Source organism: uncultured Shewanella sp., assembly GCF_947501665.1.
Classification (GTDB): Bacteria; Pseudomonadota; Gammaproteobacteria; order Enterobacterales; family Shewanellaceae; genus Shewanella.
Map to the genome: position 1 here is coordinate 46,644 of NZ_CANMWS010000008.1, position 19,919 is coordinate 66,562.

Consider the following 19,919-nt stretch of genomic DNA (forward strand, 5'->3'; position numbering starts at 1 on the left):
GCGCTAAAAAGAAAGAAGATAGAAATAAAGAAAAAATAAAAAGGTTGAGCCCATCGGTCAGGGGTGACAGGCTCAACCTGGTCAATTGAATGACTCAAACTCACAGAGGATCACTCAATACCTTTTAACATTGAACGTTAGATTTTACCGACCAAATCTAATGACGGCGCTAACGTTTCTTCACCTGGCTGCCATGCTGCTGGACAAACTTCACCGTCATGCGTTGCCACATATTGAGCCGCTTGAATTTTACGAATTAGCTCTGATGCACTGCGACCAATACCTAAGTCATGAATTTCGGCCACTTTAATCTGACCTTCAGGGTTAATCACAAAGGTGCCACGTAGTGCTAGGCCATCTTCTTCAATCATTACACCAAAATTACGGCTAATTTTACCGGTTGGATCGCCAATCATTGGGTATTGAATTTTGTTAATTGTATCTGAACTGTCGTGCCACGCTTTATGGGTAAAATGCGTATCGGTAGAGACAGAGTAAACTTCAACCCCCATGTCTTGTAGCTTTTGATAATGGTCGGCTAAGTCACCTAACTCCGTTGGACAAACAAAGGTAAAATCTGCAGGGTAAAAGAAAACGACTGACCATTTACCCAGTAAATCTTGCTCTGTCACAGGATGAAAATCGCCATTATGAAAAGACGTTGCTGAAAAAGGTTGAAGTTGAGTGTTAATGATTGATTGATACATAGCTTGCTCCGTAAATACAAAAAGTAAAATCTGCGTTTTGTTTCGATGCAAGAATAATAGAATAAGATCCTAATTAAATATAACGAATAAAATCTATTGGTTTAATCGATTTTTTAGAACAAACAATTGAGAGCCATAACAATCTTATTTTGGACTTTAAAAACAATAAGTTAAAAAAACATATTCAAGTTAATTATTCACTATACTTAGTACTAATACCCTATCGAATAAAAGGATTTGACTATGCGCTTAATTATTCAAAAAGTGCCTCTCTCAGTCTTACTTTTTAGCCTCATACTTATCACTCAAACCACACTTGCAACTGAAGATGAACTCGCCTGCGAAGGTTTTGGGCCCCAAGCCCCTAGAAATATCAAACAAGGTGAAGGTGACAATAGCCAAACCTTTGGTGTCGCGCCTCCTTATTCCCAAATGAACTTATGTAATATCCACTTTCACTATAATGCTGAGCACAAAGCGAAAGCCTTTAATATTTATGCGGGTAAAGGCGATCAAAATGGTGTGGGTGGCGGCTATCAATGCAATATAAGTAAAACACTCAATTATGCTGAAGTCATGCCCGTTCCCGGTAACATGTGTAATGGGCTTATTCCAGGTAATACGGTTGAAGTGCATTGGGTCTATTCATCCTGTGAAGTTGAGCCAGGTGTCGGGCTAGCTGCTTGCTCAACGACGAGTTGCGCCAACCCAAGCCTAAGAGTCGAGGCCCAAGTGTTTGCCTTAGTCAATGATGATGGCGCCGTCGACTTTAATGATTTTACTTATGATGTTGAAAAACACAGTAACTTTTACCAAACCAAAGCCCTCCCTTTAGACACTGGCCAACCCATTGAATTCTTAGGCTCCACAACGGGCCCTCAATATAGTCAACAACATTGCTCCAATAAAAGTGTCACTTGGAGTGTCCGCCCCCTTTGTGAAAAGCTCAACATTCGCAGTTTAGGAACTTGGTGTGAAGGCAATGTTTTTCAAGAAGTGAAGGCCCACGGCGTGAGAAGCTTAGTCATTAACCCCGCTCAATTATCAAGTATTGATTAACTTGAACTCGGGATAAGCTGCGCCGCTTAATAGCGCTATTTTTACCCCTATCTATGTTATGTTTTCTACTAATAGCCCACTATTAGACACGACATCCCGCCTTGGTATAGACAAAAATAGCGGTATTTAGCCAAATTAAACAATAAAAAATAACGGGACTGATTTTAACCTATTGACTTTAAATGGATGGCCAATACTCTTTGACACTCATTATCCAAAGTTCAGGTTGATTAGACTAAATGCATTAACAAAAAAGCCACTCATTTGAGTGGCTTTTCAATGATTAATCCGTTAGTTCAACGACTTAACTAACGGGCTAATTAACATTAGTGCTTTCAAAGATTTTATCAGCTGATGCGGCCACAAAACCTGTATAAAGTTCACCATTAGGCATGTTATAACGTAAGGCAAACTCATAAAAACAGCTGGGGATCTCGAGCTGCTTATCACTGAAGTGCATATTGATTTTATCCGCCATGGTGGATGATTGCTCCAGCAATACCTCAGAGGAACCTTTAACTTCACCACCCACTGCATTGAGCACAAAACCTGCCTGTTTTAATGCTTGATTCACATCAAGAATATTGTCAAAATTCGGCAAGTGATTAATCGAAACAGTAAAGTGATTGGCGCGATAACCATATGCCGCAACCCAAGCAGCATATTCGCTTTCAGCCAATAAGACTTCATAGGTTTTCGAGTCTAAATCCCAATGACGGCCCGAATACAAAAAGTTATCTGCGGTCACAACACTGGCATCCATTTCATCAATAAAGCCTGTTACTATCTTCTGTAATTCAGGACTAAATTCTTCAACCAACAGCTCAGAAATAAACACTTTAGGCTGAGTACTATCTGGATGCTCAAAATGTTTAGCGACCAGTTTTTTAGCCTCAAAATTATAATCACCACAAGCCACGTAACCTATTGATTCAAAATGTGCCGCTAGCACGCCAAGATTCACTTTGGCAATATTAAAGGTTCTCAGTGCTATATGATCGTTAATAATGGGTTCGCCATTAGACAGCAACTGATGGACTTTGGCCGCCGATGGGGTCATTTGAATATAATCTTGCCACAATGCATCAAACAATTTGTCGACATGGGTATGCATTATTCACTCCTTTAGAACATTGAAGCCGCCTTTGGCCACTTCAATGAACATACACTAAACAACAGGATAAAATTTAATCAGGCTTACATTTAAGCATGATTTGATTTTACATTATAGATGTAAACCTGGACTAAGGTTTGCTGGCAAGCTCACCGCATCCGCTTCTACCGAAGCCACTGGATAAGCACAATAATCTGCCGCATAAAAAGCACTTGCTCTGTGATTACCTGAGGCGCCTACGCCACCAAAAGGTGCTGAACCTGACGCGCCAGTAATTTGCTTATTCCAATTCACAATCCCTGCACGAATGCGAGCAAGGAAATAATCATAATCATCACGACTGTCACTTAATAATCCTGCTGACAATCCATAGCGAGTATTATTAGCCAGTTTTATCGCCTCGTCAAAATCACTATAACGTACCACTTGTAATAGCGGACCAAAATACTCTTCATCTGGCAATTCAGTGACATTAGATACATCGATAAGCCCAGGAGACACGAGACCCGTCCCAGCTTCAATATGGGCTAACGCCACTAAGCTGGTCGCACCTAAATCAATCAATGATTGCTGTGCAGTGACCATGCCTTTGGCTGCTGTTTCTGAGATCATGCTACCCATGAAAGGTTGTGGCTGCGCATTCCACGCACCCACTTGTATCTCTTTCACTGCGCTAGCAAGTTGCGAAAGTAACGCATCACCTTGCTCACCTTTTTGCACATATAAACGACGGGCACAAGTACAGCGCTGACCCGACGAAATATAAGCAGACTGAATAATATCGTGTACGGCGGCTTTGGTATCATTCACATCTTTAATGATAAGCGGATTATTGCCCCCCATTTCAAGTGCCAAGATTTTACCAGGGTCCCCCGCATTTTGTTGATGTAAAATATGCCCCGTACGTGAACTTCCCGTAAAGAACAGACCGTCAATTTGAGTATGTGACGCCAGTGCCTTACCGGTTTCAACTTCACCTTGCACTAAATTAATCACACCTTGAGGTAATCCCGCTTGCTCCCAAAGCGTTAACATGAATTCAGCGACTTTTGGTGTCAACTCTGATGGTTTAAAAACCACAGTATTTCCAGCAAGTAATGCAGGAACAATATGGCCATTGGGTAAATGACCAGGAAAATTATAAGGACCAAATACCGCGACCACACCATGAGGTTTATGACGCAGCACCGCACGTCCTGCTGGCGTATCATTTTCAGATGAACCGGTACGCTTGTGATATGCAGCAACAGATAAGCCGATTTTACCTATCATAGCACCCACTTCAGTAGCAGTTTCCCATTGTGGTTTACCGGTTTCTTGTGCAATCACTTCTGCAAGATCAGCTTTATTGGCTTCAAGCTGATCACGATACGCTTCAATAATCGCTAAACGCGCATCGAATCCAAGCATAAACCAATCAAACTGAGCTTCACGCGCAGCCATTACTGCAATGTCAACTTGCTCAGGTGTTGCAGTTTGGCCACGCCAAATTACGTCTTGATTGGCCGGATTAATTGAAGTCACTTCGTGACCGAGACCAGCAACCCACTGACCTTGAATAAATTGTGTCATATTAATTTCCTACAATGCCAAAATACGAATTTGTTGGCCTGGCTCAACAAATAACGCAGCGGCTAATTCGGGTGATAAGATAACATCATCGTTATCTTCACTGACGTTTAAAAGGGCCGAGGTTGCTCGGTAATCTTTTAAGTGTGTATTTGAGAGAATAAATTTCGTTGTTGTCTCTGGCATCTCACCGATTGTCACGGTTAACAAACGACTCTCCCTGACTGAGCGAATATCATTTAAATTACACTCAACAGTTGGCCCACCATCAAAAATATCAACATACCCACGCCACCTAAAACCTTCTGCTTCAAGTAAATTTAATGCTGGGCGTGTATTGGTATGTACTTCACCAATGACTTTTTGAGCTTCTTCAGGCAATAAACACACATAAACTGCATGCTTTGGCATCATTTCAGCCATAAAGGCTTTTTTTCCTAAACCCGACAGGTAATCAGCCTCAACAAAATCAATGCCAATAAAGTTTTTCTGTAACCAACCATAAAAAGGAGAATTCCCTTCATCGTCACAATCCCCCCTCATCTCAGCAATCACTGTATCGCCAAAACGATTCGCGTGCTGGGCGAGAAATAGAAAACGACTACGAGACAGCATGCGACCATTGCTGTTTTTACGATAGGTATCCCGTAAAAACAAAGTACACAACTCTGCGGCCCCAGTATAGTCATGACATAAGGTTAAGGTTTCAGCCTCGTTCCGCACATCAATCTGTTTAGAATGATACACTTCGGTACCTAAACGGTAATGATAAAAAGCATCTTCCATTCCTACAGCCGCTTCAAGGCCACAAGTGCCCACAACCTCTTGTGTATCGGTATCTTCAAGCACCATCAAATAACCTTCATCAAACGGTGTTTGTAAGTCTTTTTGAAAAGAGGCTTCTACTCGGGCAATTTTACTTTTAAGTAATGTTTCATTGACGGGTAAAGAGGTAAATCCATGACCGGACTCTTCTGCAATGCGATAGAGTGCTTCATAATCACTCGATCGAATAGGACGTATAATTAACATCTATGATGTCTCCTCATTGTAACTTGGCTGTCAACTCCTTCCATGCCTGACATAAGCACGACAAATTTGCATCTAAAAGCACTGTCTAAGCATTCCTTCAGCCAACTCGATAGAGCCTTAAATAAATAAGGCTCTTTTACCCGTTTTATGCAGCAAAAACCTTTGCTACTGCACGCTCAAAACGTGCTAAACCTTCTTCAATATCAGCAGCTGAGATCACTAATGAAGGCGTAAATCGCACCACATTGGCCCCAGCAATCAAGCACATTAAACCTTCTTCAGCAGACGCCACCAAAAAGTCTTTTGAACGGCCAGCAAATTGCTCATTCATCACGCCACCAATTAATAATCCTTTACCACGTACTTCTGAGAAGACATTGTATTTATCATTAATTTTACTGAGTCCGTCACGGAACAATTGCTCACGCTCTTTCACGCCCGCTAATACTTCAGGAGTATTCACGACGTCTAATACCGCATTACCCACGGCGCACGCCAGTGGATTGCCACCATAAGTCGAACCATGAGTACCTATTTTCAAATGCGCAGCAATATCTGCTTTGGTTAACATGGCCGCAATCGGGAATCCCCCCCCTAACGCTTTTGCTGTAGTCAAAATATCAGGAACCACATTTGAAGACATATAAGCATAAAGCTCACCCGTACGGCCGACACCTGTTTGAACTTCATCAAAAATAAGTAGGGCATTATGCTTATCACATAAAGCACGTACTGCGACTAAAAACTCAGGTTCGGCATCAATAATACCACCTTCACCTTGAAGAGGTTCCATCATCACTGCACAGGTTCTATCAGAAATCAGGGCTTCCAGAGCAGCAATATCATTAAACGGTACATGAGAAATACTTTCAGGCTTAGGACCAAAGCCATCTGAATAAGCCGCTTGGCCACCCACACTCACAGTGAAGAAAGTACGACCATGGAACGCCTTATCAAATGCGATAATTTGATCTTTTTCTGGGCCAAACTTATCTAACGCATAACGACGCGCTAATTTTAATGCTGCTTCATTCGCTTCTGCGCCAGAGTTGGCAAAATAAACACGATCGGCAAACGTCGCATTGACCAATTTTGTCGCCAATTCCAATGCAGGCTCATTGGTCATAACATTAGACAGATGCCACAGCTTTTCACCTTGATCTTTTAATGCTCCCACTAACGCAGGGTGACAATGTCCTAGACAGTTCACCGCAATACCACCAGCAAAATCGATAAATTCTTTACCCGTCTGATCCCATACACGGCTGCCTTCGCCACGCACAGGGATAACAGCCGAAGGCGCATAATTAGGCACCATGACCTCATCAAATTGGGCTCTTGTTAAATTAATGTCAATGCTCATTGCTTCTGATCCTTTCTAGTTATAACGGTAAAAACCGTCCGTAGTCACTTAATATTCCCTACAAAACTTAGGGCTTATACGGCGACTTGTATTACGATAACGACATTATTAGCTAAAATGTGATCAAAATGCCAGTTTTTCACAAACTCTATTCACTCACGATCGGCTTTCAATGCATAAAGATTAGAAAAATGGAATTAGACAAGCGTATTCTATGGGCGTTTAGCGCATAAATAGTCATAAAAAAGTTATTTACACCTCATTCACTCTAAATATTCACCAAAAACGCATAAATAAACAATAAAAGCGGCTTTATTTGGCTATTATTTACGCCTATAAGGAACATTGTTCATAGTAAAGTAAAAGGAAAGTTCAAAGGATCATCCAGACAAGCTTTCGCTCACTTTATCGTTTGCCTTGACCGTTTATTACTCAGATTACTTAGCTATCAATGTTGAATGCAATTTGAATCATGCCAAAGATTTCGATGAGTTCGAACACTGCACATTACATTAACGGTGAAATAACACGATGACATATTCCTTTCTTCACAAATCATTTAACGATACGCTTTTCTATTATTCCCTTAATCGCAATAACAAGAGTAATTAAAGGCGCATCAAGTCAATTGATCTTAAATACTCGACATTATGCCAATAAGATAAAAGATGCCTTCATCTAACACTCCTTCTTGAGGCGTTTGATACGACAAGGGAACAAACTACTAAAGTTCAACAGTCACAATAAAAACAAACACAGGCACAACAACAACCTAACCAGCCCTTTATTATCAACTCATTTATCAAACCTGTCAGTAACGTAAGAAACGTAAATAACTCAAGCCATGTAAATATGCATGTTCATTTAGTCTAAAATGGGTGAGGTTGTAAAATATCATGTAATAATATGAATAATAAGCTTCTAAATTCTTCACACTGAGACATAGAGTGATCAAAGCAGCCACCCTTTACACAAGAGATCACAACCGATCGCTGGACTCTCTCACGTCTTCATAAACACCAAATTTTATCATCAGTTCGACTGTCAGCACCTAAATCAGCAATTAATTAATAGTGCGACAGCCAAAATCTCAACTCTGGTTGACGAGTCTGAATGGTTTAGTTCGCTTTTAATCATGTTCTAACGAATTGACATTATTTAATATTAATACCACCAGTAAAAAATAAAGGTTTTCCATCTATGACAAAAAAAATTGCAGCGCTTTTACTTAGCCTTCCCCTTATCAGCACTGTCTCATTGGCCGCGGGTAATGATGATGCTTGTAAAGTCAAAGAAAACGCAATAGCGCTAAGCTACCAGCAGCAATCTGCTGAAGTTACCGCACTACAACTACAGACTTACGCTTTCGCAACTGAGCGTTTTAAGCAAATCATGCAAGCAGACAAATCAGCTAAAAAAATGGCTGTGGTACTGGATCTTGATGAAACTGTCATTGATAACAGTCCATTACTGGTTCGTGATATGAACAATTGCCACGATTATACTTCATGGGATACCTGGAGTGACTGGGAACAAAAAGGCCATCCGACGCTTATTCCTGGTGCAAAGGCTTTTTTAGATTATGTGAACTCACAAAACGTTAATATTTTTTATGTGTCAGATCGCTTACAAACAAATAAAGCCGAAACACTCAACAGCCTAAAAGCACTTAACTTACCTCAAGTCAGCAGCGATAATGTCTTACTGTATACTGACACTAAAGAGAAACGTCGTGCTTCTATTCGTGAAAACTATCACATTGTGATGTTATTTGGCGATACTTTAGCCGATTTCGACGCCATTTTTAAAAACAAGAAATCAACCAAATATCAACGGCACTTAGTCCAACAACAAGCCGAGCATTTAGGTAAAGACTGGTTTGTGTTACCTAACGCCTCTTACGGCTCATGGATGAAGGCCCCCCTTACCGCTTGGGATGAATAATAAGCCTCAGCTTTTTCTCGCTTTAGTTATTTAGTTAACGTCATACACAACAAAACCCGACGATGGAAATGGCTCGGGTTTTTATTTTAAAATAAAAAATAAGCCTGAAACGTGATGTGGAAATGAATCATGCTCTTACTTAACGTGACACTCATAAAGTAATAGCTAAGTGCTCAGTATATTGATGTAACAGGTTGAAGTGGCATTAAAACGAATCAGTCATCACGACGATAGACACTTGTACTGACGACATTAACTCACGCCTTATTCATTACGCTCCGAACGGTTTTCAGTCACAATATCAGAATCTTGCTGCGCATAAAAATCAACACTAAAGCTTGTATCATCCGTCAAAAACTCAACTTTATGCCACCCAGCCTTGATGTAGCCTTTAGTCTTGTTGACGGCGATGAGATATCAAAATTATCAAAAAATCACATCAAAATACTGCGGCTAATATATACGACTAAGCGCAATTTATTCCATCGATAATTTTAGACGCTTATCATTCACGGTTGTTTACTCGCTCAGGGCTATTTATTCGCTCAGGACTGTTATCCACTTATCCACTCAAGGTTGTTCAATAACTCTTATCTGATAGCTTCTCATTGATTTTTTTATTTAAATCTGTGTTAAAGTCATCGTTCAAACTATCGGGTAGATTATTTTTGATAATGTCAGGAATGTCCGATGCTTGGTTAAAATTTTCATCTTGCATTTTGTCATATAAAAATAAAAAAATGCTCAACATAACAATGATCCCTGATGCCACTAGACCTGAAATCACATTTTCAAATATGGTTTTCGTTTTGCCTTTATACAGCTTCTCTTCGATAGATTTAATGATCTGATCGTCCCGTAATTGTTTCTTATATTCATCCAGCTCTTCAAATAAAGACAACTGGGTAAATTTATTAACAATATTTTCAGCTTGTTGGCGATAGCGAGCTAAGGAGTCTGGCGTTGAAGCGACATCATGAAAATAGCGATCAATTTCGTCTTTAACAGGGTAGGCACCTGTTTTTTCATATTGGACATTAATCCACTTAATTTTTTCTTGCTTGTAAATGGCATACGCAATCATGCCGACAAAATCATCATCACCTTCTATAATTTCGTCAAAAATTCGATGATACCACACAGCACACAACTCCTTATGTGTTGATTGTTATAAATGGCTTTCCTGTAATCCATAAACGCATAATACTTGATAGTCGTTACGGTGAAGCCTACGGGCTTTTACATTGAATAGATTACATAGAGTAAGAGAAATTAATGAGGAGTTCGCATAAATATATTGTCGCTTACGAATTTTAATACTCTTATCATTCAATGTATTCATTGGATTAAGAACAGAGCGTTACCCTAAAGGCTCCCCTAAAGGAATAGGGAAAATTGTTTAAACGTTAAAGTTGAATTTTTGTTTTTGCATAGACATGATTGATCTCATCACTTGACATTTTACGTGCTAATATTTGTGCTTTAATTTGATGTGAAAGAGTATACGAATCGGTACTTTTCTTATTTTTTAAAGCGGTTGCCGCACGCTTAATTGCTTCTAACGTCATAATGCTCATCAATCCTTTACAGACATGTTTAAAAATAATACGTTACCAGCCCATATATAGCAAGCTTCCTCCCTAAAAGAAGACAAAAAATATCCTAACTCAGAACAAAAATATAACACTATGATATATCATGAAAAAAATCTCTATTTTTTAGATAATAGCGCGTATTACTTAACCAAAAAAAAGGATTACATGTCAGTAAGGTCGCCAAAAACCACACTATGCTGCCCCCTCTTAAAATCATAAAAGAAAGACAAAACAAGGCTCCACCTGCCACCGCTTGCATGGCAATACCCAACACAGATTGTTGCGCTAATTTTATTTCGGCAAAACTGAACACTAATATAATCAGAGATTGGGCGCGCAATGCATAAATAAACCAATAAAACCCAACATGAGAACAAGGAATTTGAAAGCGGACAGGTTGTGTTTGAGATACGCCATAATGCAGGGCAATATGCCTGTCCTGTTGTTTACATTGATATTGGGCGTACAAATACGTTACCAGCATCGACATTATAATACTGCATAAGTACATAAAAATTCCTTTTTAGAGCACAACAAACATGCACTACGGTCTGTATACACGAATAGAAATCAATCTCATTTATACTAACGTATTTCATTCGTTTGCTTAAAATCAATTTACATAAAATTAAACAGAACCGATCAAAAAAAGGGCTAATATCAGTAACATCCCGTGATACTTCAGCAAGCGTACATCAATGCTATAAAATCAATGAAAAAGAAAAGGAATACTATACCATCGAGGTAAATAGGCTACCAATTCGCTCAAAAAGATTGATACCAATTCAGCGTATCTGACAATTGAACCACCTCGCCAATAATCATCAGTGCTGGCATGACTAAATCGGGATGAGCCGCTAAACGATCTAATTCATTTAACGTACCAATAAATTTCATTTGTTCTGATGTTGTTGCTTTTGACACTATTGCCACAGGCGTATTAGCATTTCGTCCTGCGGCCATTAAACCTTGTTTAATTAAATTAGCATTTAAAATACCCATATAAATAACCAATGTATTGTTAGGGTTTGCGTAGGTATTCCAATCAATAGGCTGACTTTTTAACTTGCAATGACCTGTCATAAAAGTCACACCTTGAGCATAATCCCTATGGGTCAGTGGGATTCCAGCATAAGCTGACGTGCCGCTTGCAGCGGTGATCCCCGGAATAACCTCAAAATCTAACCCAGCCTTAACAATGGCTTGTAACTCTTCTCCCCCTCGACCGAAAATAAAAGGATCCCCCCCTTTTAAGCGGACAACCTTTTTGCCCGTTTGCCCTTGTTCGACCAACAAGTGATTAATCTCATTTTGAGGCACACTGTGTTTACCCGCCCTTTTGCCTACAGCAATTTTTTCTGCCGTATTCGGCAGCACAGACATAATCTCATCACTGATTAAAGCATCATATAAAACCACTTCAGCTGATTGCAAAATGCGGTACGCTTTCAGTGTTAGCAGCTCAACATCACCAGGACCTGCACCAACTAACCATACTTTACCTTTAAGGTTATTGTCCCTTGTATTAACCACTGCTATCGCTCACTTATTACTATTCACTTCTTAAGGCTAATATACCTTGTCTCTTATAACTTAATAAATATATAAAAGTTAAAAATTATACCTTTATGATATAAGAGGTTTTACCCGTATCTAACCTATTACTTAATTCAGTAAAAACAGATTTTGTATGATTTTACGCTAATATCCTCATTTTTTATGCTAATCTGACGATATTATTAACGCGTAGAAAATAAAGTTCCGTTATATATTCCATCTCTTGCTTAAGTAGGGTATAAGACCCCAATGAAAATTCCAAAACGAATACAACCACTCGTCGATGAAGGCCTAGTGGATGAAGTACTAAGACCCCTGATGAGCGGTAAAGAAGCTGATGTCTATGTGGTTCGCTGTGCAAATGACATCCGTTGCGCCAAAATATACAAAGAAGCGGATAAACGCAGCTTTAAAAAAGCCGTTGAGTACCGTGAAGGACGCAAAGGACGCAATAGCCGCCGCGCACGAGCAATGGAAAAAGGCTCTAAATTTGGCAAGCAAGAACAAGAACAAGCATGGCAGAACGCGGAAGTCGACGCCTTATACCGTCTATCTTATGCTGGCGTAAGAGTCCCACAGCCTTATGGTTGTTTTGATGGCGTGCTTTTGATGGAGCTTATTACTGACGAACAAGGCTTTGTTGCCCCAAGACTCAATGATGTTTCATTAACGGCAGAACAAGCCAAAGTTCATCATAAAAAACTCATGAAAGATGTTCAGCTTATGCTCTGTGCTGGTCTTATTCATGGCGACTTATCTGAGTTTAATGTCCTACTGGATCACACAGGTCCTGTTATTATCGATCTTCCTCAAGCTGTCGATGCCGCGGCAAATAATAATGCAAAGCGTATGTTAGAGCGTGATGTGAATAACATGACCCAATATTACGGCCAATATGCACCCGAGATTTTATCCAGTCGCTACGGAAAAGAAATGTGGGCATTATTTGAATCAGGAAAGCTCACTCCCGATACAGAATTAACGGGTCAATTTAAAGAGAGCACTAAAGCTGCGAATGTCGACTCAGTATTAGCTGAAATTCAAGCCGCTTTCGATGAAGAACAAGAAAGAAAAGATCGGATTTTACAAGCCAATATGAGTGATTAGCGAATAAAAATGAGCCATTTATGTTTTTTTGTATTAATGGCTCTCTTTAAAAATAAAGTAAACAACCACAACAACTGATGAAAACACATGACATATCAAGAATGGGGCGTCATTGCAGATAGTTATATTCCATTACTTGGAATAAGCTTTATCATTACCATTGTCAGAACAAGTTTAAGGCAAAATTGGGCAACCGCCAAGCAGCCAATCTTTGGGATATTATTGTCAATTTGTTTTATTTACGGACTCATGTGGTTAGATCAAATCATGACAATTTGGCCTAGACTAGGACTTGATTACAGTACCCATACTGCATTAGCGCTGGTTTTTGTGGTTTATTTTTCTCTTCAATCCACAAAGCAGTGCTTTTGGGCTATTTTCTCAATGGTACTTTACTGCCTATTAATGCGATATCAACAATATCACAGTGTCATTGATATCATCACCACAAGTATCATAACCTTACCTATTATCTATTTGGTTCAGCTTAAAACGAATCAAATTAACAATAATAGAAAAAGCTAACAAAATTCTTATGCTTTAATGTGGCAACAATCTACATTCAAACTGTGTAAGCGAATAATCGTTCAAATAAACCCAACTAAATTGACAATATCAAACCACACTAACCACACTAATCCACACCAGATTATAACTAACTTATACGATTGTGACATCATCAACCCCCTTTACTACCCTTCTTATAGTATTCTTGTATTTCTTTTATTGACCCTAACAACTTAAGACTAAAGTCTCATTTCCAATCTCAATATTAGCTGATTTTAAATAACATAAAAGCCTTCACTTTAAAATACCAACAATAATCACACAAAATTACAATTAAAGTGCTAACTGTAAATACAAAAATACAAAATAAAAACATAAAAAGATCAAAAAACACTCACTAGTAAAACATTTTTATTTCTGCACTGTCTTTTCTGAATAAGCCTGTTAAGGCTTGTTCTATAAAATGCACAATAAAAAATACAATTACTCACCTAAAAACGGTGACTTTTGCTAATAATATAAAAATTTCACCATTATATTGAATCAATATATTTACAAAAATAAACAAAAAAATTTAACATTAAAAACATGAAAAATATTTAATACTTAGAGCTATTAAAACAATATCACAACAATATCTCTTCCACTTCCCTCCTTGATTTTTGTATTATTTTCGTTGGTCTAATATTAATCAACTGTGTTTATATAAAACAATACAAAGAAAATAAAATCCATTTAACTTGTATAAAATCAATTAAATAATTAAAAATAAAGACTAATCAATATGTATCTTATTTGTTGAAGTTCCTAAGCACGATATATTTAAACTAGACACTCAAAAAAATCATAGACACTATGTCCAACCTCAATTAACTCACAGCGGATATCCCCTATATTATGATAGGTTTTTTTAAACCAGCTCGGCACATTCAGCAGCGGCCTAAAGATGATATCGATCCCGCATATAAAAAATTAAGAATACAAGTTTTTTTAGGTATTTTTTTGGGTTACGCTGGCTACTATCTCATTCGTAAAAACTTTAGTCTAGCCATCCCTTACCTGCAACAAGAAGGCTACACTACTGCCCAGCTAGGGATCGTTTTATCAATGATTTCTCTTGCTTATGGCTTGAGTAAATTCTTTATGGGTAACGTGTCTGATAGATCAAATGCGCGCTACTTTCTAGCCGCTGGGTTATTTCTATCGGCCATTATCAATTTTGTTATCGGCCTCAGTGGGTGGGCACTTCATAGCTTAGTCATGATGGGAATATTGATGTTTCTTAATGGCTGGTTTCAAGGCATGGGCTGGCCACCTTGTGGAAGAAGCTTAGTCCATTGGTTCTCTCCTCAAGAACGGGGGACTTATGTATCGATATGGAATGTTGCGCACAATGTTGGCGGTGGACTGATTGGACCGCTAGCCCTACTTGGCATAATGATCTTTGGCCAATGGCAAAGCTTATTTTATTTTCCCGCTATTGCTGCAATGCTTCTAGTGATCTTTATTTTATATACGGTTCGAGACACCCCTCAATCTCAAGGCTTACCTCCCATAGAAGAATATAAGCATGATCATGGCGTGGTGACTCATGAGGAATTTGAACAAGAACTCTCTGCGAAAGCGATTTTCTTTCAATATGTACTCAATAATAAATATTTATGGTTTATCGCCCTAGCGAATGCGTTTATTTATTTTCTCCGCTACGGCATTGCTGATTGGGCCCCCACTTATCTAGTCAGCGGCAAAGGTTTCTCAAATAGTGAAGCTGCTTGGTCTGTTTTTTGGTTTGAATATGCCGGGATCCCAGGCACCATCTTATGTGGCTGGCTTTCGGATAAACTATTCAAAGGAAAACGTGCACCTATTGGCATTATTTACTTATTACTCATGCTCGTTGCAATCCTCGTATATTGGCTTAATCCCATTCATGAAATTTGGATTTACATGGCCTCACTCACCGCATTAGGTTTTCTTATTTATGGCCCTGTTATGCTTATCGGGCTATATGCATTAGATTTAGTGCCCAAAAAAGCTGCAGGCACTGCAGCAGGTTTCACAGGGCTATTTGGCTATTTTGTCGGGACGGTTCCCGCCAATGCCATTATGGGGGCTGTTATTGAATATTCAGGCTGGAACACTAGCTTTTATTTATTGATTGCTTCTGTATTCTTTGCTTGCTTTTTTCTCGCACTGGCTTGGAACCCAAAGCTGCATCATCATAAAGTCAGCAATTGATCTATAGATAAGTACTTTACAGCCATCAATACAATAGTGATGGCTATTATTATTTAAACCGTAACCATTTATTCTTCATATAATAAATAGTGGCTTTGCGTCATTCCTAGCGCTTGATAAGTGTGCTGAGCTCCCTCATTGTCTTGCCCTACATAGAGGCGAAAACTCGCCGCTCCTTCCGCTTTTTTTGCTCTCTCTTTGACAGCTTGATAAAGCTGTTTATAAATCCCTTTACGCCTATAAGAAGGGGTAATATACACACTTTGGATCCAGTAATAATCTTTTGCTTGCCAATCACTCCACTCAAAGGTGACCATCAAAGAGCCTACAATTTCTCCGTCTATATCCGCGACAAGATAAAAGCCTTTCTCTGGCGATTCAAGTAACCGACTCACTCCTTGAGTCAAACGTTCTATATCGAGTTCACGACCTTCCGTTTCTTTTGCCATTGCAAGATTAAAACCCACTAACGCTGTTTTATCATCATATTTAGCCTGACGGATCTGCATCTCACTTTTCCTTTCCTGAAAGCTCATCACTCTGAACTATCGGTATTTTTTTCAATATAAATAATGTTTTATCATCTTTATTTTGTAATAATAATTGTGTTTTAATTAAATTGGCCTGAGTCACATTTGGCATTAAACTCATCACTTGCTTTTCTTGTGACTCTAACGCATCAACACAAGCTTTCGTGGTTCCGGCTTCAGGTACCAGAGTCAATGCATCACCTGTAAAGGTATAATGGCCCGTAAATGTATTACAGCTATTATTACCACTCAATACACCATTGTTGTTGAAATATAATTGAGCAGGACTGTAGTTAACGACAGATTGACCATTAATGGTTTCAATATGCCATGCACCTTCAAGTTCAAGTTGATTATCTACTGTTACCCCTGTCGATTGGCAACCAGCAAGCAATACTATCATGCTGGCTATCATCAATCTTAAAATTATCATATTCAGTCTCAAAGCCATTAATTTAATTAGATTTTAATAATTATAACGTAAAAATCAGTAAGATAAAGTTAATTTGATTAAACAAATTCAAGCAATTGTGTTTCTAAATACGTTATGATCCCTAAAAGCACTATTTAAAATATTATGTTGAGAATATTATGAGGATCAGAGTCGCTCATGCTAAAGACGTTAACGCGTTAGCCCAGCTTGAACAAACATACCTACAAGATGAATTATCACAAGGCCAAACAAAATTAATGCAAGGCCAGAGTTTCAATCCAAATGAACTCGCCCTACTGATTGACAAAGAATATGTCTGGGTTGCTGAAGTGGAAGATAACATCATCGCTTATGTCATTGCTGGAAGCTGGTCTTTTTTTAAACGTTGGCCTATATATCAGATGCTTTTGGGCCGCATAACACAACTGCAATTAGACACGGTTTCATTGTCACTACACAATTGTTGCCAATATGGCCCCATTTGGATCCATCCTAGTTATCGAGGCCAAGGGGTGTTTAACACTTTAGTGAATAATATAAAGCAGCAAGTCGCCCTTAAGTTTCCCTATATGATCACCTTTATTGCTGAAGATAATGAACGCTCTTTTGCTGCCCATACTCAAAAGGCGGCGATGCAAGTCATCGACTTCTTCACCTTTGAAGACCGTGACTACTATTTGCTATTGAGTCACACAAAAGGTTAAGCGTGATCATTCAATTATTCTACATATTGCATCACAAGCAAGGATTTTCCTTGCTTTTGATACTTAAGCGATAACTGTTCAATATCATTAGGGCTTTGCTGAATTTTCCTAAAACCATTGCGCAGGTAAAAGTCCAACAAATCAGCTTCAGTCAATAAATAAATGGGCTTTTCTTTCATATGAGAGCAAGCTCGACTCATTAACTCCTTCGCCAAGCCATTCCGTTGAAAAACAGGGTCCACCATCAATCCTGTTAATAGAAGCAGTTTACCTATTGGCCTAAAACGTACACTTGCGATTATCTGCCCATGACTCAATTGAAACACTGAAATCGCTTCCTTACGATGCAACCTTGCATAAGGCATAAATTGACGATAAAAAGCTTTCACCTCTCTCCTATTGCTTTCAGCCAGCCAATTAAGTTTCAATTGCTTAAAATTCATCACATACCCTAAGCCATAAATACAAAAAAACCGCTAAATAGCGGTTTTTATATTCATAATATATTCTCAAATAAAACGAATATTAAAGTCCGGCATCACTGCGTAATACTTCCGCTTTATCTGTTTGTTCCCAAGGAAACTCATTACGACCAAAATGACCATATGCTGCAGTTGCTTGATAAATTGGACGCGCTAAATTCAGCATTTCAGTTAAACCATATGGGCGTAAATCAAAATGTTGACGAACTAACTCAATCAAGATGTCATGAGATACTTTTTCGGTGCCAAAGGTTTCAATACTGATTGAAGTCGGCTCTGCCACACCTATAGCATAAGACACTTGTAGCTCACAACGCTCGGCTAAACCCGCAGCAACAATATTTTTTGCAACATAACGAGCGGCATAAGCAGCACTACGATCCACTTTTGAAGGATCTTTACCTGAAAATGCACCACCGCCGTGTCTTGCCATACCGCCATAAGTATCCACAATGATTTTGCGGCCAGTCAAACCACAATCACCAACAGGCCCACCGATCACAAAACGACCTGTGGGATTGATGAAATACTTAGTGTCGCGATTTAGCCATTGTTCAGGTAACACCGGCTTAATGATGGTTTCCATTACCGCTTCAATCAAATCAGCTTGGCTGACTGTTTCACAATGCTGAGTAGATAAAACAACAGCATCAATACCTTCGATTTTACCTGAATTGTCATAAGCAAAAGTCACCTGGCTTTTTGCATCTGGGCGTAACCAAGGTAAAGTGCCATCTTTACGCACTTCAGATTGACGCTTTACAAGCTTATGCGCATAAGTCACAGGAGCAGGCATTAATACATCAGTCTCATTACTGGCATAACCAAACATGAGTCCTTGATCGCCAGCACCTTGAGCTTTTGGATCCTCACGGTCAACCCCTTGATTAATATCAGGAGACTGTTTACCAATGGCATTTAACACCGCACATGAATCCGCATCAAATCCCATGTCTGAATGCACATAACCAATATCACGAACCGTTTTACGAGTAATTTCTTCAATATCGACCCATGCAGATGTCGTGACTTCACCACCAACCATTACCATTCCGGTTTTAACATAGGTTTCACAAGCAACACGCGCTTTTGGATCTTGCTCTAAAATAGCGTCAAGGACCGCATCAGAGATCTGATCGGCGATTTTATCAGGATGACCTTCTGAGACCGACTCAGAGGTAAACAAGTGTTTTGCCATTATGGAAAATCCCGTCTTATTACAATTTGAATGTGTAGAAGTATCTACATCTAGACGTCTATCTTAGTAGAAAACCACATAAGTTAACAGCCTTAAACGTTAAATTTTATTCGTATGAATAAAAGCCGCCTGGTGATATAAAGCCACAAAATAATTTTATAATTAATAAAGTCAATGCTATAAAAATAACAAAATCTGTATTCTGTTAAAATGATACACCTTTAACACAATAATTTGTCAAAGATAAATAGACTGGGTCAACCAAGATCAAAAAGTTATCAAACTGAATAAAGTCACTTAAATACCTCATACTCCTTCATGCGCACTCATGGTTATCTATACTGATCATCATGATCCATTTAAAGTAAAGTCAGTTTGAAATTACTTTTTCATTCTCAATTTAATTCACTTGCCTATAGCTTATCCTGAGTAAGCTATATGACATTGATGATTTCCACCCCATTAGAGCATGTCATTAGCGGCACATTGATGGTAAATATTAATCAGGTGCATTAAAGGCTCAGTTTACTTTTTCTTATTTTCACTTTCAGCGATTTTATTCAGTATATTATCGAATATTTTATATGCCCAAATAACATCTTTATTAGGGTTATTATTACTTACAAATGCACATTCATTTAACGCATTTTATCTAGGCTGTATGTTAGTCGGTGCAGGCACTGGATGTTACTCTCCCGTTGACCGCTCGCTATTGTTACGTCATACAACAGGCTCAAAATAGAACATCAATATTGCTTAAACATAAGCTATTTTATAAAG

General features: G+C 38.8%; 19 protein-coding genes and 1 pseudogene. 6 read left to right on the plus strand and 14 right to left on the minus strand.

Annotated features, from left to right (window positions below; all coding sequences use genetic code 11):
• Window positions 1-137 precede the first annotated feature (137 nt).
• A complete protein-coding gene (ahpC, locus tag Q0976_RS07445) occupies window positions 138-707 on the minus strand; it encodes an alkyl hydroperoxide reductase subunit C (protein WP_299492587.1) in 570 nt (189 codons plus the stop codon).
• A 243-nt stretch (window positions 708-950) separates the two neighbouring features.
• Here ahpC and Q0976_RS07450 point away from each other — a divergent pair, with 243 nt between their 5' ends.
• Window positions 951-1,766, plus strand: a complete 816-nt coding sequence (locus Q0976_RS07450; protein WP_299492589.1) for a delta-class carbonic anhydrase — start codon at window positions 951-953, stop codon at window positions 1,764-1,766.
• 316 nt (window positions 1,767-2,082) lie between these two features.
• Here the strand turns inward: Q0976_RS07450 and Q0976_RS07455 are convergent, their stop codons facing one another.
• From Q0976_RS07455 to Q0976_RS07470, 4 genes are all read right to left on the minus strand, one after another.
• Complete coding sequence (locus Q0976_RS07455) at window positions 2,083-2,880, minus strand: DUF1338 domain-containing protein (RefSeq protein WP_299492591.1); 798 nt, start codon at window positions 2,878-2,880, stop codon at window positions 2,083-2,085.
• A 111-nt stretch (window positions 2,881-2,991) separates the two neighbouring features.
• Window positions 2,992-4,452 (minus strand): succinylglutamate-semialdehyde dehydrogenase, encoded by a 1,461-nt coding sequence (gene astD, locus Q0976_RS07460; protein ID WP_299492593.1) that lies wholly within the window; start codon window positions 4,450-4,452, stop codon window positions 2,992-2,994.
• Window positions 4,453-4,461: 9 nt separating this feature from the next.
• Window positions 4,462-5,481: an arginine N-succinyltransferase gene (gene astA, locus Q0976_RS07465; protein ID WP_299492595.1), complete on the minus strand. Its 1,020-nt coding sequence runs from the start codon at window positions 5,479-5,481 to the stop codon at window positions 4,462-4,464.
• Between the two features lie 145 nt (window positions 5,482-5,626).
• Entirely contained in the window at window positions 5,627-6,844 is a 1,218-nt protein-coding gene (locus Q0976_RS07470) for an aspartate aminotransferase family protein (protein WP_299492597.1), read from the minus strand.
• 1,200 nt (window positions 6,845-8,044) lie between these two features.
• Here Q0976_RS07470 and Q0976_RS07475 point away from each other — a divergent pair.
• Entirely contained in the window at window positions 8,045-8,788 is a 744-nt protein-coding gene (locus Q0976_RS07475; RefSeq protein ID WP_299492599.1) for a 5'-nucleotidase, lipoprotein e(P4) family, read from the plus strand.
• A 264-nt stretch (window positions 8,789-9,052) separates the two neighbouring features.
• Here the strand turns inward: Q0976_RS07475 and Q0976_RS07480 are convergent.
• From Q0976_RS07480 to cobA, 5 genes and pseudogenes are all read right to left on the minus strand, one after another.
• Window positions 9,053-9,160: pseudogene (locus tag Q0976_RS07480) on the minus strand (cytoplasmic protein); the annotation flags it as partial.
• Window positions 9,161-9,368: 208 nt separating this feature from the next.
• Window positions 9,369-9,929, minus strand: a complete 561-nt coding sequence (locus tag Q0976_RS07485; protein ID WP_299492601.1) for a hypothetical protein — start codon at window positions 9,927-9,929, stop codon at window positions 9,369-9,371.
• Between the two features lie 265 nt (window positions 9,930-10,194).
• Window positions 10,195-10,356, minus strand: coding sequence for a hypothetical protein (locus Q0976_RS07490; protein ID WP_299492604.1), 162 nt, complete (start codon window positions 10,354-10,356; stop codon window positions 10,195-10,197).
• Window positions 10,357-10,474: 118 nt separating this feature from the next.
• Entirely contained in the window at window positions 10,475-10,894 is a 420-nt protein-coding gene (locus Q0976_RS07495) for a hypothetical protein (protein ID WP_299492606.1), read from the minus strand.
• Between the two features lie 254 nt (window positions 10,895-11,148).
• Window positions 11,149-11,916 carry a uroporphyrinogen-III C-methyltransferase gene (gene cobA / locus Q0976_RS07500; RefSeq protein ID WP_299492608.1) on the minus strand — a complete coding sequence of 256 codons (768 nt, stop codon included), beginning with the start codon at window positions 11,914-11,916 and terminating at the stop codon, window positions 11,149-11,151.
• Between the two features lie 273 nt (window positions 11,917-12,189).
• Between cobA and Q0976_RS07505 the strand changes: the two genes are divergently transcribed.
• The 3 genes from Q0976_RS07505 to glpT all read left to right on the plus strand — a co-directional run bounded on the left by Q0976_RS07505 (window position 12,190) and on the right by glpT (window position 15,792).
• Window positions 12,190-13,047, plus strand: coding sequence for a PA4780 family RIO1-like protein kinase (locus tag Q0976_RS07505; RefSeq protein WP_299492609.1), 858 nt, complete (start codon window positions 12,190-12,192; stop codon window positions 13,045-13,047).
• An 87-nt stretch (window positions 13,048-13,134) separates the two neighbouring features.
• The gene (locus Q0976_RS07510) at window positions 13,135-13,572 is read left to right on the plus strand and encodes a hypothetical protein (protein ID WP_299492611.1); all 438 of its coding nucleotides are present in this window, start codon (window positions 13,135-13,137) and stop codon (window positions 13,570-13,572) included.
• 879 nt (window positions 13,573-14,451) lie between these two features.
• Complete coding sequence (gene glpT / locus Q0976_RS07515; protein WP_299492613.1) at window positions 14,452-15,792, plus strand: glycerol-3-phosphate transporter; 1,341 nt, start codon at window positions 14,452-14,454, stop codon at window positions 15,790-15,792.
• Between the two features lie 68 nt (window positions 15,793-15,860).
• Here glpT and Q0976_RS07520 read toward each other — a convergent pair whose 3' ends face one another.
• Window positions 15,861-16,301: a GNAT family N-acetyltransferase gene (locus Q0976_RS07520; protein ID WP_299492615.1), complete on the minus strand. Its 441-nt coding sequence runs from the start codon at window positions 16,299-16,301 to the stop codon at window positions 15,861-15,863.
• Between the two features lies 1 nt (window position 16,302).
• Window positions 16,303-16,755 carry an META domain-containing protein gene (locus tag Q0976_RS07525; RefSeq protein WP_299492617.1) on the minus strand — a complete coding sequence of 151 codons (453 nt, stop codon included), beginning with the start codon at window positions 16,753-16,755 and terminating at the stop codon, window positions 16,303-16,305.
• A gap of 158 nt (window positions 16,756-16,913) precedes the next feature.
• On the opposite strand from Q0976_RS07525, the gene Q0976_RS07530 reads away from it, so the two are divergent.
• Window positions 16,914-17,459, plus strand: coding sequence for a GNAT family N-acetyltransferase (locus Q0976_RS07530; RefSeq protein WP_299492619.1), 546 nt, complete (start codon window positions 16,914-16,916; stop codon window positions 17,457-17,459).
• Window positions 17,460-17,473: 14 nt separating this feature from the next.
• Here the strand turns inward: Q0976_RS07530 and Q0976_RS07535 are convergent, their stop codons facing one another.
• On the minus strand, window positions 17,474-17,902 hold the full coding sequence (locus tag Q0976_RS07535; protein WP_299492620.1) for a GNAT family N-acetyltransferase: 429 nt from the start codon (window positions 17,900-17,902) through the stop codon (window positions 17,474-17,476).
• An 82-nt stretch (window positions 17,903-17,984) separates the two neighbouring features.
• A complete protein-coding gene (metK, locus tag Q0976_RS07540) occupies window positions 17,985-19,139 on the minus strand; it encodes a methionine adenosyltransferase (RefSeq protein WP_299492622.1) in 1,155 nt (384 codons plus the stop codon).
• Window positions 19,140-19,919: the final 780 nt, after the last annotated feature.